Source organism: Aliiroseovarius sp. YM-037 (assembly GCF_048060095.1).
Lineage (GTDB): Bacteria > Pseudomonadota > Alphaproteobacteria > Rhodobacterales > Rhodobacteraceae > JBLUOA01.
The window spans coordinates 1,577,613-1,590,531 of sequence record NZ_JBLUOA010000001.1 but is presented as its reverse complement, the minus strand read 5'-3'; the positions used below and the strand labels follow the sequence as shown (position 1 = coordinate 1,590,531).

The 12,919-nt window shown below is 59.7% G+C and carries 13 protein-coding genes; 7 read left to right on the top strand and 6 right to left on the bottom strand.

Features of this window, described 5'->3' with window-relative positions:
- Positions 1-5: 5 nt before the first annotated feature.
- The 3 genes from ACEWPJ_RS07855 to ACEWPJ_RS07845 are packed head-to-tail and all read right to left on the bottom strand — an operon-like array spanning position 6 to position 2,080.
- Positions 6-530, bottom strand: a complete 525-nt coding sequence (locus tag ACEWPJ_RS07855; RefSeq protein WP_416512219.1) for a gamma carbonic anhydrase family protein — start codon at positions 528-530, stop codon at positions 6-8.
- Complete coding sequence (gene gmk, locus ACEWPJ_RS07850; protein ID WP_416512217.1) at positions 527-1,171, bottom strand: guanylate kinase; 645 nt, start codon at positions 1,169-1,171, stop codon at positions 527-529. Before gmk ends, ACEWPJ_RS07855 begins: the two co-directional genes overlap by 4 nt.
- 3 nt (positions 1,172-1,174) lie before the next feature.
- Complete coding sequence (locus tag ACEWPJ_RS07845; RefSeq protein ID WP_416512216.1) at positions 1,175-2,080, bottom strand: YicC/YloC family endoribonuclease; 906 nt, start codon at positions 2,078-2,080, stop codon at positions 1,175-1,177.
- Positions 2,081-2,278: 198 nt separating this feature from the next.
- Here ACEWPJ_RS07845 and ACEWPJ_RS07840 point away from each other — a divergent pair, with 198 nt between their 5' ends.
- Positions 2,279-2,887 carry a PAS domain-containing protein gene (locus tag ACEWPJ_RS07840; protein ID WP_416512214.1) on the top strand — a complete coding sequence of 203 codons (609 nt, stop codon included), beginning with the start codon at positions 2,279-2,281 and terminating at the stop codon, positions 2,885-2,887.
- 6 nt (positions 2,888-2,893) lie between these two features.
- Here ACEWPJ_RS07840 and ACEWPJ_RS07835 read toward each other — a convergent pair whose 3' ends face one another.
- Entirely contained in the window at positions 2,894-4,264 is a 1,371-nt protein-coding gene (locus ACEWPJ_RS07835; RefSeq protein WP_416512213.1) for a class II 3-deoxy-7-phosphoheptulonate synthase, read from the bottom strand.
- 183 nt (positions 4,265-4,447) lie between these two features.
- On the opposite strand from ACEWPJ_RS07835, the gene ACEWPJ_RS07830 reads away from it, so the two are divergent.
- A complete protein-coding gene (locus ACEWPJ_RS07830; RefSeq protein WP_416512212.1) occupies positions 4,448-5,449 on the top strand; it encodes a GlxA family transcriptional regulator in 1,002 nt (333 codons plus the stop codon).
- Between the two features lie 4 nt (positions 5,450-5,453).
- On the opposite strand, the gene ACEWPJ_RS07825 is transcribed toward ACEWPJ_RS07830, so the two are convergent.
- Positions 5,454-6,557 carry a PQQ-dependent sugar dehydrogenase gene (locus tag ACEWPJ_RS07825; RefSeq protein ID WP_416513023.1) on the bottom strand — a complete coding sequence of 368 codons (1,104 nt, stop codon included), beginning with the start codon at positions 6,555-6,557 and terminating at the stop codon, positions 5,454-5,456.
- A gap of 184 nt (positions 6,558-6,741) precedes the next feature.
- Here ACEWPJ_RS07825 and ACEWPJ_RS07820 point away from each other — a divergent pair, with 184 nt between their 5' ends.
- The 5 genes from ACEWPJ_RS07820 to ACEWPJ_RS07800 all read left to right on the top strand — a co-directional run bounded on the left by ACEWPJ_RS07820 (position 6,742) and on the right by ACEWPJ_RS07800 (position 12,397).
- Positions 6,742-7,929 carry an ABC transporter substrate-binding protein gene (locus tag ACEWPJ_RS07820; RefSeq protein WP_416512211.1) on the top strand — a complete coding sequence of 396 codons (1,188 nt, stop codon included), beginning with the start codon at positions 6,742-6,744 and terminating at the stop codon, positions 7,927-7,929.
- 105 nt (positions 7,930-8,034) lie between these two features.
- On the top strand, positions 8,035-8,817 hold the full coding sequence (locus ACEWPJ_RS07815; RefSeq protein WP_416512210.1) for an ABC transporter ATP-binding protein: 783 nt from the start codon (positions 8,035-8,037) through the stop codon (positions 8,815-8,817).
- A gap of 82 nt (positions 8,818-8,899) precedes the next feature.
- The gene (locus ACEWPJ_RS07810) at positions 8,900-9,724 is read left to right on the top strand and encodes an ABC transporter ATP-binding protein (protein ID WP_416512209.1); all 825 of its coding nucleotides are present in this window, start codon (positions 8,900-8,902) and stop codon (positions 9,722-9,724) included.
- Positions 9,725-10,079: 355 nt separating this feature from the next.
- On the top strand, positions 10,080-11,090 hold the full coding sequence (locus ACEWPJ_RS07805; protein ID WP_416512207.1) for a branched-chain amino acid ABC transporter permease: 1,011 nt from the start codon (positions 10,080-10,082) through the stop codon (positions 11,088-11,090).
- The gene (locus ACEWPJ_RS07800) at positions 11,087-12,397 is read left to right on the top strand and encodes an ABC transporter permease subunit (protein ID WP_416512206.1); all 1,311 of its coding nucleotides are present in this window, start codon (positions 11,087-11,089) and stop codon (positions 12,395-12,397) included. Before ACEWPJ_RS07805 ends, ACEWPJ_RS07800 begins: the two co-directional genes overlap by 4 nt.
- A gap of 4 nt (positions 12,398-12,401) precedes the next feature.
- Here the strand turns inward: ACEWPJ_RS07800 and ACEWPJ_RS07795 are convergent, their stop codons facing one another.
- Positions 12,402-12,773: a hypothetical protein gene (locus ACEWPJ_RS07795; RefSeq protein WP_416512205.1), complete on the bottom strand. Its 372-nt coding sequence runs from the start codon at positions 12,771-12,773 to the stop codon at positions 12,402-12,404.
- Positions 12,774-12,919 lie beyond the last annotated feature (146 nt).

Below are 12,919 nucleotides of genomic sequence, written 5' to 3'. Positions count from 1 at the left end.
GTGGTTTAGTCGCGAACAGCCAGCCCGTCACGGAACCGGCGCATGTTCTGCACATACCCCTCGGCGGAATCATAAAGCGCGGCGATACCCGCCTCATCCAACTGCCGCACGACCTTGCCGGGCGCACCCATGACGAGAGAGCCATCGGGGATCGTCTTCCCTTCGGTAATCAGCGCCCCCGCCCCGATCAGGCAGTTCTTGCCGATGGTCGCGCCATTCAGAACGGTCGCGCCCATGCCGATCAGACTACCTTCGCCAATCGTGCACCCGTGCAGCATCGCCTTATGGCCAATCGTGCAGTTCTCGCCAATCACCAGCGGGTAGCCCATATCGGTGTGGCAAACGGTGTTTTCCTGAATATTCGTGCGTGCGCCGACGGTGATGCGTTCATTGTCACCGCGAAGGGTCGCGCCGAACCAAACGCCAACACCGGCGCCCAAAGTAACTTTGCCGATCACATTCGCATCCGGGGCGACCCAGCTGTCGTCGTCAAGCTCGGGTGCCAGTCCATCCAAAGTAAAAATCGTCATTGCCGTTCCTCAAATTCAGAGTTCAGGTTGCGCACGATGCCGACAAGATCGGGCTGCTGCGACTTTCTCATCCGCTCTGCCGTTACGATGGTTTTCAGCCGCTCGAAGGTCGCATCCAGATCGTCGTTAACCAGAACGTAATCGTATTCCGCCCAATGGCTGATTTCATCCCGACTTTTCTGCATCCGGCCTGCAATCACCTCTTCGCTGTCCTGACCACGTGACCGCAGACGTTTTTCCAGCTCGGAGATCGACGGGGGCAGCAGAAAGACCGACAGCGCGTGCTGTTTGCCGATTCCGGTTTCGCGAACCTGCTGGCCGCCTTGCCAGTCGATGTCGAACAACACGTCCTGCCCACCCCTGATCGCCTCCTCAACCGGGGCGCGGGGACTGCCGTAGAGGTTGCCGAAAACCTCTGCGTGTTCCAGCATATCACCGCCTGCGATCATCGCTTCGAATTCCTCGCGAGTGCGGAAATAGTATTCGCGGCCTTCCTCCTCACCCGGTCGGGCGGGGCGGGTCGTGGCGGACACCGAAAAGCGGATGGTGTCGTCCCAATCGCGCAGGCGCTTGGCCAGTGTGGATTTCCCGGCCCCTGAGGGCGACGAAAGGATGATAAGAAGACCGCGCCGCTGTCCCATCAATTACTCCACATTCTGAACCTGTTCGCGCATCTGATCGATGGTGGCTTTCAGGTCAAGGCCAAGTGCGGTCAGGTCGACGGATTGCGACTTTGAACAAAGCGTATTCGCTTCTCTGTTGAACTCCTGCATCAGAAAGTCGAGCTTGCGTCCGATCGGCCCCTCTGCCCGCAGCAGCGCACGCGCCGCGTCGATATGGGCGCGAAGACGGTCGAGTTCTTCGGTCACGTCGGTCTTGACCGCAAGCAGCGCGAGTTCCTGCGTCAGTCGCGCTTCGTCGATGCCATCGGTATTCTCAAGCAGTTTCGCGACATTGGCACGCAGCGTTTCGGCCACATCGTCTTTACGCGCTTCGGCAACTTTCGACGCGTCAGCGACCAGCGTTTCAATGCGGTCGAGCTGGCCGCTGATGACCTGCTGCAAGGCCTCCCCTTCGGCGGCTCGCATGGCGCAGAATGCGTCGAGAACCTGCGCAAAATCAGCCATCAACGTCTTTCGCAGGCCGGCTGTATACTCCGCCTCCGACGACATCTCCTGCACGCCACGTATGGCGAGCACGTCCATCGCTGACGACGGCGACAGGGCGATGTCGGCCTCTGCCGCCAATTGCTCCACCCGCTTTAGCGTTTCGAAATGCCGGGCCAGCGCGGTTTCGTTCAGGGACGCCGCTGCGGCAGAGTCGTCCCGTGCAAGCCGCAACGACAGCGTGATATTGCCCCGCCCGATCCGGGCAGACATTGCCGTGCGCAACGCCTGCTCCAACCCCTCAACCCAATCCGGCACGCGCAGGCGCAGATCAAGCCCCTTGCCGTTGACCGCCCGCAGGTCCCAGCCCCAGCTAAAGCCGTCAGCTTCGCCCCTGCCGGACGCGAACCCTGTCATCGAAGTCACGGAGTGTGTGTTAACCATTCGTTTAGAATTTCCACCAAATTTTCGCAAAACATGCGACGTTAACGGAACAGTAATCTTTATCTAGATAGGGTTAACAGAGCGTAACCCGTTGGACAACAAACCGAGTTTTTTTCGGACACCAGATCGGGTGATGCGATGTGCGATACGAGTAACCAAGGGCAGAATATTGTTTCACTGCCAAGCGGCAATGGTGACATGACTTTTCCAGCAATCAGACAAGTCGAAGCCTATTGGGATGGCCTGCGTCGTGGCCGCGCCGTTCCGTTGCGGTCGGAGATCGACCCTCGGGGTATCGAATCCGCGTTGGAATACGCATTCGTGCTTGAAAGGATTGCGCCCGGCCTCGCCCGCTTTCGTCTTGCGGGGATGCACCTTGTCGATGTGATGGGGATGGAGGTGCGGGGTATGCCGATCACTTCATTCGTCGTGCCGGAAGACCGAAACGCGCTGTCTGAAGCGTTGGAAGGGTTGTTTCAAAAGCCGGAAACGCTCGAACTGAAGCTGAGTGCCGAAACCGGATTTGGTAAACCGAAGCTGGACGCGGGCCTGCTGCTGCTTCCGCTCAAAAGTGATCTGGGGGATATTTCGCGGGCGCTTGGTTGCCTTGTCAGCAAAGGTGCCATCGGACGGGCGCCGCGACGCTTCAAGCTGCTTGAATGTCGGCACAGCCAGATCGAACAGTGCAAGCCACAGATAACTGAACGCAGCCCGGTCGCTGGTTTCGCAGAGCCTGCAGAACCGTTTTCGTCTGCCCGTCGACCCCACAAGCCGCCAAAATTACGGCTTGTGAAGTCAGACGACTAAGACGGATCAGACCGCAGCGGCCTGCGCGTCTTTTCGGTTTGATGACAGTTCTTCGGCAATCAGGAACGCCAGTTCCAACGCTTGGCTGGCGTTCAGGCGCGGATCGCACGCAGTGTGATACCTATCCGACAGGTCCTCATCCGTAACCGCACGAACGCCGCCTGTGCATTCAGTCACATCCTTGCCGGTCATCTCAAAATGTACACCACCGGGAATCGTGCCTTCGGCGTTATGAATAGCAAAGAATTCCTGCACCTCGCGCAGAACGGAATCGAACGGCCGCGTCTTGTAGCCCGAGGATGACTTGATCGTGTTGCCGTGCATCGGATCACAGGACCAGACGACGTTCGCGCCCTCGTCCTGCACCGCCTTGATCAGGCGGGGCAGGTGGTCACCGACGGACCCTGCCCCGAAACGCGCGATCAAAGTCAGACGCCCAGCCTCATTCTCCGGGTTCAGCTTTGACATCAGAACCTTCAGATCATCCGCAGTCGTCGTTGGCCCGCATTTCAACCCGATCGGGTTCTGCACACCGCGCGCGAATTCGACATGCGCGCCGTCCGGCTGACGGGTGCGATCTCCGATCCAGATCATATGCCCCGACCCCGCAACCGGCAGACCCGAGGTTGAATCGATCCGGCACAGCGCCTCTTCATATTCAAGCAGCAGCGCCTCGTGGCTGGTGTAGAAATCGACGGTCTGCAAGGTATGGGACCGATCGCTGTCCACACCTGCCGCCCGCATGAAGTCGAGCGTGTCGGAAATCCGATCCGCCAGATCACGGTAGCGTTCGGCCTTGTCGCCCTGAGTGAATCCAAGCGTCCAAGCGTGAACCTTGTGAACATCCGCGAACCCGCCCTGACTGAACGCCCGCACAAGGTTCAGCGTCGCCGCCGCCTGCGTGTAAGCCTGCAACATCTTCTGCGGGTCGGGAATCCGGGATTCAGGCGTGAAGTCGAGTTCGTTGATGATGTCACCGCGGTAGCTTGGCAGTTCGACCCCATCCTTGACCTCGGTCGGCGCGGAACGGGGCTTAGCGAATTGCCCGGCAAGGCGGCCGACCTTCACGACCGGCACCTTGGCGCCGTAGGTCAGGACCATCGCCATCTGCAACATGACCTTGAACGTGTCGCGGATCGTGTCGGCGGAAAACTCCGCGAAGCTCTCGGCGCAATCACCACCTTGCAGCAGGAACGCATTACCACGCGAGACATCGCCAAGCGCCGCTTTCAGCCTGCGCGCCTCACCCGCAAAAACGAGCGGCGGATACTGTCCAAGCTGCGCCTCGACCTTCGCCAGTGCCTCGCTATCGATATAGTCCGGCATCTGAACTCTGGGTTTTGCACGCCAGTCAGATTTTTTCCAAACCCTCGCCATGGTTCTCGCTCCACGAATAAAATTTCAGGCCATACCTATATCTTTGCAATGGAATGGTTGCCAACCTAAGAAATCCATGACATCCGCCGATTTGATCGTTTTTGGCAAAAAATGACCGCATGAGGCTTGATCCGCCGCGGCAAACCTGATCGGGTTCAATCGTTACAACGGGATTTAACGACTATGTCCTCAGACCAGACTCAGAACATCGCGTCCAGTGACGGGAAACCGCGCCGGATGGTCTTTGTTTTGCTGGAGAATTTTACGCTCCTGTCCTTCGCCGGCGCGTTGGAGCCGTTGCGCATCGCGAACCGCATGGCAGGAAAAACGGTTTATGAATGGACCCTGATCGGCGAAGGCGGCACGACGGTCGCGTCATCTTCGGGGACGGAGTTCAACGTCAACGCCGATCTGGATGAGGTTGGGCGCGACGACACCGTTTTGATCTGCGGCGGGCTGGACGTGCAGCGAGCGACGACGAAGCGCCTGCTCGCATGGCTACGGCGCGAAGCGCGGCGTGGAATCGTTATCGCGGGCCTGTGCACCGCGGCGCACAGCATGGCGCGGGCCGGGCTTCTGGATGGCAAGCGGGCGACGATCCACTGGGAAAACCAGGACAGCTTTGCCGAAGAGTTCGACGATGTGAACTTGACCAAATCGGTCTTTGTGATGGATGGCAACCGCTACACCACGGCGGGCGGCACATCTTCGATCGACCTGATGCTGAAGCTGATTGCAAATGACCACGGCGAAGAAATGGCGAACGTGGTCGCAGATCAGTTGATCTATTCCTCAATCCGAACTGATCAGGACACGCAGCGCCTTTCGGTCCCGTCCCGTATCGGGGTCCGTCATCCGAAACTGTCTGCCGTTATTCAGATGATGGAACAGAATATAGAGGAGCCGATCAGCCCCTCCGTGCTCGCCAAAGATGTCGGGATGTCTACGCGACAACTTGAACGGCTGTTCCGCCGCTACCTCAACCGCTCACCCAAGCGGTATTACATGGAGCTTCGGCTGCAAAAGGCACGCAACCTGCTGATGCAGACGGATATGAGCGTGATTAACGTCGCGCTTGCCTGTGGGTTTGCTTCGCCCTCGCATTTCTCAAAATGCTATCGGTCGCATTATGACACGACCCCCTATCGGGAGCGTGGATCGCAGGCCGTGCGGCTGTCGATCTAAAACATCAACCTTCTGGCACGATCCGGTAAAGCGCACCCAGTCCGACGGACAGGAACCAAATGCTGCCGTCTGGCGCCTCCCTCACATCGCGAACACGCTGCGTTTCGCGGGTTTCGATTCGATCAGCTTCACGGAGTTGGTCGCCATTTCGTTCCAGCCGGGCGATGTGGTCGAATTTCAGGCTGCCAACGAAGAAATCGCCCTGCCAGTCCTCCCACAGTTCGCCGGAATAGATCGCAAGGCCCGAAGGCGCGATGGACGGGTCCCAGTAATACGCGGGCTGCTCCATTCCCTCTTTCTCGGTTCCCTCGCCGATCTGCCCGCCGGAATAATGGCGCCCATACGAAATCACCGGCCAGCCGTAATTCGCGCCGCGTTCGATCCGGTTCACCTCATCCCCGCCTTGCGCGCCGTGCTCATTGACCCAAAGCAAGCCCTCTGCGTCCAAAGCGGCCCCTTGCGGATTGCGGTGGCCGATGCTCCAAAGCTCCGGCCTTACGCCCGGTTGATCGACAAACGGATTGTCCGAAGGAACAGTGCCATCTGAATTGATCCGTATGACAGACCCGTTGTGGCGGGCCATGTCCTGCGCAGAGGGCCGATCCCCCCGTTCCCCAATCGTCAGAAAAATCCGCCCGTCTTCGGCCTCGACAATCCTCGACCCAAAATGCCGCCCGCCAGAATTGCCGCCTGACATTTCGAATATGACGCGGAAATCTTCAAGCGCGCGGTTGTCGTCAGACAAGCGCCCTACGCCAAGTGCTGTCCCCGCGCTGGCCCCCTGTTCTTTCGCAAAGCTCAGGTAGACAAGACGGCTCTCGGCAAAATCGCGCGGCAGCATCACATCAAGCAGACCGCCCTGCCCGACTGCGGCCACCTCGGGCACGCCACTAACCTCTTGCAGATCACCCCCATCGCCGAACCAAAGGCGCCCATCCCGCTCGGTCACAAGGAACCGCTGCGCGCCGTCTGTCGGCGGAAGGAAGGCAACCGCCCAAGGCGCCTCAAGCCCGCTGACGACCGGTTCAATCCGAAAATTCTCAGCCCGCAGCGTGGTTGCCGTAAGGGCCACAGTAACAGCAAACACAACCGAAATCAGACGGATCATTCGTATCGGCACAGACACCTCCTACGCCCGCTTTCCCTAAGGGAACAATGCCAACAGGCGCGCACCGGCGTCAAATCACGTCTTGAAAATAACGCTTTGACAAAGTCACCCGGACAAGTCTTTCCTACTGCGCAGGTGCGGCAACAGCGCCGCACAGACGATTACGTCCTAATGGGAGAGAAAAATGAAAAAACTACTTATGGCAACCACTGCCACCGCGCTGGTCAGCGCGGGCGCGGCAGCCGCCGAAGATGTGAATATCGGCGTATTGCTCGGCTTTACCGGCCCAATCGAATCGCTGACGCCGCATATGGCGGACTCGGCCGAACTCGCCATTGCTGAGATCAACGAAGCTGGCGGTATTCTTGACGGCAAGATGCTGGCAGCGGTGCGCGGGGATTCGACCTGCGTTGACTCGGCTGCAGCGACAGCCGCCGCAGAACGCATGATCAACAGCGAAGGCGTTGTGGCGATCATGGGTGCTGACTGTTCCGGCGTAACTGGCGCGGTTCTGGCGAACGTGGCAGTGCCGAACGGCGTTGTGATGGTATCTCCGTCCGCAACCAGCCCCGGCCTGTCGACCGCAGAAGACAACGGCCTGTTCTTCCGCACCTCGCCCTCCGACGCGCGTCAGGGTGAAGTTCTGGCGAGCATCATGAAGGACAAGGGCGTTGAAAGCGTTGCCGTGACCTACACCAACAACGACTACGGCAAAGGCCTGTCCGACGCCTTTATTTCAAGCTTTGAAGGCATGGGCGGATCGGTCACGCTGAACGCACCGCATGAAGACGGCAAGGGCGACTACTCTGCCGAAGTTGGCGCGCTGGCCTCGGCCGGCGGCGAAGTGCTGGTCGTGCTCGGATACTCCGACCAAGGTGGCCGCGGTATGATCCAAGCGGCGCTCGATTCAGGCGCGTTTGATACGTTCGCGATGGGTGACGGCATGTATTCCGACGCTCTGGTTGCCGACATTGGTGGCGATATCGGCGGGTCATACGGGTCTGTTCCGTGGTCCGAAGGCGAAGGCGCTGACGCGTTCAAGGCGATCACCGAAGCGGCTGGCGTGAATGGCGAAAGCTCCTTCACCCGCGAAAGCTATGACGCGGCGGCCCTTCTGGCCCTTGCTATGCAGGCCGGTGGCGCTGCGACGAGCGAAGCGGTTGCGGCCAACCTGCTGAACGTCGCCAACGCACCGGGCGAACCGATCCTGCCGGGCGAACTGGGCAAAGCGCTCCAGATCCTCGCTGAAGGTGGTGAAGTCGACTATGTCGGCGGCACCGGCGTTGAATTGATCGGACCGGGCGAAGCGGCTGGCACTTATCGTGAATACACCATCACCGATGGTGCTTACGAAACGGTGACCTTCCGCTAAGTCGGTCACTGCGTTAGAATTGGATGGCCCGAAGCCCTGCGCTTCGGGCCATTTGAATAACAGACGGCGCGTCAACGGCGCCGCATTCGGGAGGGGATCAAGGGGATGATCACCGTAGAGGGGCTGGCCAAGCAATTCGGCGGATTTCGTGCTGTCGATGGGGCGACGCTGACCATTGAGCAGGGGGCGATCACCGGCCTTATCGGGCCGAATGGCGCGGGAAAAACCACTCTTTTCAACGTGATCGCGGGCGTTCTTGAACCAACCGCCGGACGAGTCACGATGCTGGGTGAGGACATTACCGGTCTGCCGCCGCATACGCTGTTTCACAAGGGGTTGCTGCGAACATTCCAGATTGCGCATGAGTTCAGTTCGATGACCGTGCGGGAGAACCTGATGATGGTGCCCGGCGCGCAGTCGGGAGAGACGCTTTGGAACACCTGGTTTCATCGCGGACGGATCGCGCAGGAGGAATCGGAGCTTCTGAAGAAAGCCGATGAAGTCCTTGATTTCCTTACGATTGACCACCTGAAGGACGAGAGGGCCGGCAACCTTTCCGGCGGCCAAAAGAAGCTGCTCGAGCTGGGGCGGACGATGATGGTTGACGCCAAGATCGTCTTTCTGGATGAGGTCGGCGCCGGGGTGAACCGCACGCTGCTGAACACCATCGGCGATGCCATCGTAAGGCTGAACAAGGAACGCGATTACACCTTTGTGGTGATCGAGCATGATATGGATTTCATTGGAAGAATTTGTGATCCGGTCATCTGTATGGCCGAGGGAAAAGTGCTTGCAGAGGGCACGCTGGACGAGATCAAGGCGAATGAACAGGTGATCGAAGCCTACCTTGGCACGGGCCTGAAAAACAAAGACAAGGTGGGCGCATGATTTCCGTACGCAACCCGTCTGACTCGCGTATGACTCCTGTGCATACGTTTGTGCATACGACCGCCAAACCAGAGGTGCTGTGATGAGTGGCGGAGCCTATGACGATCGCGGGAACAAAGACCACTCCATCGCCAATCCGCGCCCCGGCGGCACGTCGGAGCACCGGCGCAGCAGCGGCGCGACAAGCCCTGCCCCCGGAACGCCGTTTCTGATCGGTGACACGATGATCGGCGGCTACGGCAAGGGGCCGGACATTCTGCACGACTGCACCATCGCCGTGAACGAGGGAGAGATCGCAGTGATCGTCGGCCCGAACGGAGCGGGCAAATCGACCGCGATGAAGGCGGTGTTTGGGATGCTGAACGTCCGTTCGGGCTCCGTGAAGCTGGACGGCGAAGATATCACCCAACTGACCCCGCAAGACCGGGTGGCGAAGGGTATGGGGTTCGTGCCGCAGACATCGAACATCTTTACCTCCATGACCGTCGAAGAGAACCTTGAGATGGGGGCGTTCATCCGGCTCGATGATTACTCGGAGACCATGCACCAGGTCTATGAGCTGTTCCCGATCCTCAAGGAAAAGCGCCACCAGGCGGCGGGCGAACTTTCGGGCGGCCAGCGCCAGCAGGTCGCCGTGGGTCGGGCGCTGATGACGAAGCCGAAAGTCCTGATGCTGGACGAACCCACCGCCGGGGTCAGCCCCATCGTGATGGACGAACTGTTCGACCGCATCATCGAAGTCGCCCGCACCGGCATCCCGATCCTGATGGTCGAACAAAACGCCCGACAAGCACTTGAAATCGCTGATAAAGGCTATGTTCTGGTGCAGGGGCGCAATCGCTTTACCGGGACCGGCAAGGAATTGCTGGCCGATCCCGAAGTGCGCAAGAGTTTCCTGGGGGGGTGAGGATGCGATACCTGGTTTTGTTCGCAGCGATATCCGTAGTGTCAAATGCCTCGGCGGCAACAGTATGCCAGTTCGAAACTGAGTGTTCTCAGGAGGGGGACTGCACCCCGACGAGTTTTGGCGTCTCATACGAGGCCGGACCAAATGGTCATGACGACTTTGTGCTCTCGACTCCTACCGGTGATCTGCCCGCATCACCGCCAACCACCTCGGGGTCGCGCACCTTCATTTTAGCCGTTTCCGATACAGCGCTCCATTCGCTCAACTTCTCTACGATAGGCTTCGCACATTATTCGCTTCACTTGGAGGGGCCAACCCGCGTCACTTACAAAGGCAAATGCGAGGAAACAGAATAATGGACTTCCTCAACGCCTTCGTGGCGCTTTCCAATTTCGTTCTGATCCCGGCGATTGCCTATGGCAGCCAGTTGGCGCTGGGGGCGTTGGGGGTGACGCTGATCTACGGCATCCTGCGGTTTTCGAACTTTGCCCATGGCGACACGATGGCGTTCGGCGCGATGGTGACGATCCTTGTGACGTGGGGGTTGCAGGCGCTGGGGATCAGCCTTGGGCCGGTGCCGACGGCGCTGCTCGCCCTGCCCTTCGGGATACTCGGGACGGCGCTGCTGCTGCTCGGGACGGACAAGCTCGTCTATCGGTTTTACCGTGAACAAAAGGCGGCGCCGGTCATTCTGGTGATCGTGTCGATGGGCGTCATGTTCATTATGAACGGCATTGTGCGGTTCATCATCGGGCCGGACGATCAGCGGTTTGACGATGGCGGCCGCTTTATCATCGGTGCGCGGGAGTTTCGGGAACTGACCGGCTTGCAGGAAGGCCTGGCCCTGCGGACGAGTCAGGGGATCACGATTGTCACGGCGATCATCGTCGTCGCGTTTCTGTTCTGGTTTCTGAACCGGACGCGGACCGGGAAATCCATGCGGGCGTTTTCGGATAACGAGGATCTGGCCCTGCTGTCGGGGATCAACCCCGAACGTGTGGTGCGGATCACGTGGATACTCGTCGCGGTTCTGGCGACGGTTGCGGGGGTGCTTTACGGGCTGGACAAGGGCTTCAAGCCGTTCACCTATTTCCAGCTTTTGCTGCCGATTTTCGCCTCGGCCATTGTCGGGGGCTTGGGCAATCCGCTGGGCGCGATTGTCGGCGGGTTCGTGATCGCGTTTTCGGAGATCACGATCACCTATGCGTTCAAGAAGGTGCTGGTGTATCTGCTGCCTGAGAGTTTGGAGCCGACGGGACTCGTCCAGCTTCTCAGCACGGATTACAAGTTCGCGGTCAGTTTCGTGATCCTGATTATCGTGCTGTTGTTCCGTCCAACCGGTCTGTTCAAGGGGAAAGCGGTATGAACGTGAATGTAAGGAATATCGCCCTGTTCGCGGTGCTGGCGGTGCTGATCCTGCTGGCGGGCTACATTCAGGGCTGGAACACGGCACTGGTGATCCTGAACATGGGGCTGGTGTCCGCGATCATGGCGCTGGGCGTCAACCTGCAATGGGGCTTCGCGGGTCTGTTCAACATCGGCGTCATGGGGTTCGTCGCGCTGGGCGGGCTGGCGGCGGTGCTGGTGTCGATGCCGCCAACGACGGACGCCTGGGCCGCGGGCGGCCTGCGGGTGCTGGTGGCGCTGGCCTTTGGTGCGGCGACGATCATCGCGGCGATCTTTGTGTTCAAGGCGATGGCGCCGGGGCGAAAGCGCACGCTGGCGCTGATTGCCCTGCTGATCGCCGGGTTCTTCATCTTCCGTTGGTTGTTTGACCCGGCGACGGGCGCGATCGAGGGGGTGAACCCGGCAGCGACGGGATACCTTGGCGGGATCGGCCTGCCGGTGCTGATTGCGTGGCCCGTGGGCGGGCTGTTCGCGGCGGGGGCGGCGTGGGTCATCGGCAAGACGGCGCTGGGCTTGCGGTCAGACTACCTTGCCATTGCGACGCTGGGGATTGCTGAGATCGTAATCGCGGTCCTGAAAAACGAAGACTGGCTGTCGCGCGGCGTGAAGAACGTGATCGGCATTCCGCGCCCGTGGCCGGTGCCGTATGAGATTGACCTGCAACGCTCCGCCGAATTTGTCGAGCGCGCGAATGAGTTTGGGATCAATCCGGTCACGGCCTCGACGCTATACGTCAAATTGCTCTATGCGGTGCTGTTCACCGTGGTTCTGTTGATCCTGCTGTGGCTTGCCGAAAAGGCGCTGAATTCACCCTGGGGGCGGATGATGCGAGCGATCCGCGATAATGAGGTCGCCGCCGAGGCGATGGGCAAGGACGTGACCGCCCGGCATTTGCAGATCTTCGTGCTGGGGTCCGCCATCTGCGGAATCGCCGGGGCGATGATGACGACGCTCGACAGCCAGCTGACGCCGACGTCTTACCAGCCGCTGCGCTATACGTTCCTGATCTGGGTGATGGTGATCGTCGGCGGATCGGGCAACAACTGGGGCGCGGTGCTGGGCGGGTTCCTGATCTGGTTCCTGTGGGTTGAGGTTGAACCGCTGGGCGCGCTGCTGATGGATGTCGTTACCGCGCCGATGGCGGATGGATCATGGCTGAAGGAGCATTTGCTTGATTCCGTCGCGCATATGCGGCTGCTAACGATGGGGGTTATCATGATCCTTGTGCTGCGGTTCAGTCCGAGGGGGCTGATACCCGAACGATAGCCGATCAGTTCAACTGATTGCCCTCCATCACGGTAAAGGGATGCGTGTCGCCCGCGCCGTCGATCCAGGCGTAGCCGTCTTCCGTCTGGGTGATCGCGTAGCCGGCCCAATCGGCGTTGGTCCACCAGGATTCGTATAGGTCTTCGTCCGCGTTGATGCGCCATTTGCCCTCGTCCGCCATGCCACCTTCGGGCACGTAGGTCGTCGCGCCGCCCTCTGAAAAATACTGTTTGTAGGCGGTTCCGGCCCAGACTCCGTCAATTGTGTTACCGCTGAGGAGGGTTTCAATCTCAGCCGCTTTCAGGTTTTCAATGTCGGCCCATGCGGGGCTTACGGCCAGTGCAAGGGCCGCGGCGAGGAGAGTTCTGCGTTTCATCGTAATGCTCCGTTATGATGCCCGGCACATGATAGCGCCGATCCCTGCCCCTGCGGGTCACATTATCCGGCGCGGCTGGTTTTGGCTGGCTCGCAGCTTTACAGACCGGCCGCGTTGCCTTATCTGAACGAGTGTTCAATTCGAGG

What these genes read in the sequence shown, in the direction of transcription:
- ACEWPJ_RS07855 (WP_416512219.1), bottom strand. Translation starts at nt 530, where the DNA reads ATGACGATTTTTACTTTGGATGGACTGGCACCCGAGCTTGACGACGAC.
- gmk (WP_416512217.1), bottom strand. Translation starts at nt 1,171, where the DNA reads ATGGGACAGCGGCGCGGTCTTCTTATCATCCTTTCGTCGCCCTCAGGG.
- ACEWPJ_RS07845 (WP_416512216.1), bottom strand. Translation starts at nt 2,080, where the DNA reads ATGGTTAACACACACTCCGTGACTTCGATGACAGGGTTCGCGTCCGGC.
- ACEWPJ_RS07840 (WP_416512214.1), top strand. Translation starts at nt 2,279, where the DNA reads ATGACTTTTCCAGCAATCAGACAAGTCGAAGCCTATTGGGATGGCCTG.
- ACEWPJ_RS07835 (WP_416512213.1), bottom strand. Translation starts at nt 4,264, where the DNA reads ATGGCGAGGGTTTGGAAAAAATCTGACTGGCGTGCAAAACCCAGAGTT.
- ACEWPJ_RS07830 (WP_416512212.1), top strand. Translation starts at nt 4,448, where the DNA reads ATGTCCTCAGACCAGACTCAGAACATCGCGTCCAGTGACGGGAAACCG.
- ACEWPJ_RS07825 (WP_416513023.1), bottom strand. Translation starts at nt 6,557, where the DNA reads ATGATCCGTCTGATTTCGGTTGTGTTTGCTGTTACTGTGGCCCTTACG.
- ACEWPJ_RS07820 (WP_416512211.1), top strand. Translation starts at nt 6,742, where the DNA reads ATGAAAAAACTACTTATGGCAACCACTGCCACCGCGCTGGTCAGCGCG.
- ACEWPJ_RS07815 (WP_416512210.1), top strand. Translation starts at nt 8,035, where the DNA reads ATGATCACCGTAGAGGGGCTGGCCAAGCAATTCGGCGGATTTCGTGCT.
- ACEWPJ_RS07810 (WP_416512209.1), top strand. Translation starts at nt 8,900, where the DNA reads ATGAGTGGCGGAGCCTATGACGATCGCGGGAACAAAGACCACTCCATC.
- ACEWPJ_RS07805 (WP_416512207.1), top strand. Translation starts at nt 10,080, where the DNA reads ATGGACTTCCTCAACGCCTTCGTGGCGCTTTCCAATTTCGTTCTGATC.
- ACEWPJ_RS07800 (WP_416512206.1), top strand. Translation starts at nt 11,087, where the DNA reads ATGAACGTGAATGTAAGGAATATCGCCCTGTTCGCGGTGCTGGCGGTG.
- ACEWPJ_RS07795 (WP_416512205.1), bottom strand. Translation starts at nt 12,773, where the DNA reads ATGAAACGCAGAACTCTCCTCGCCGCGGCCCTTGCACTGGCCGTAAGC.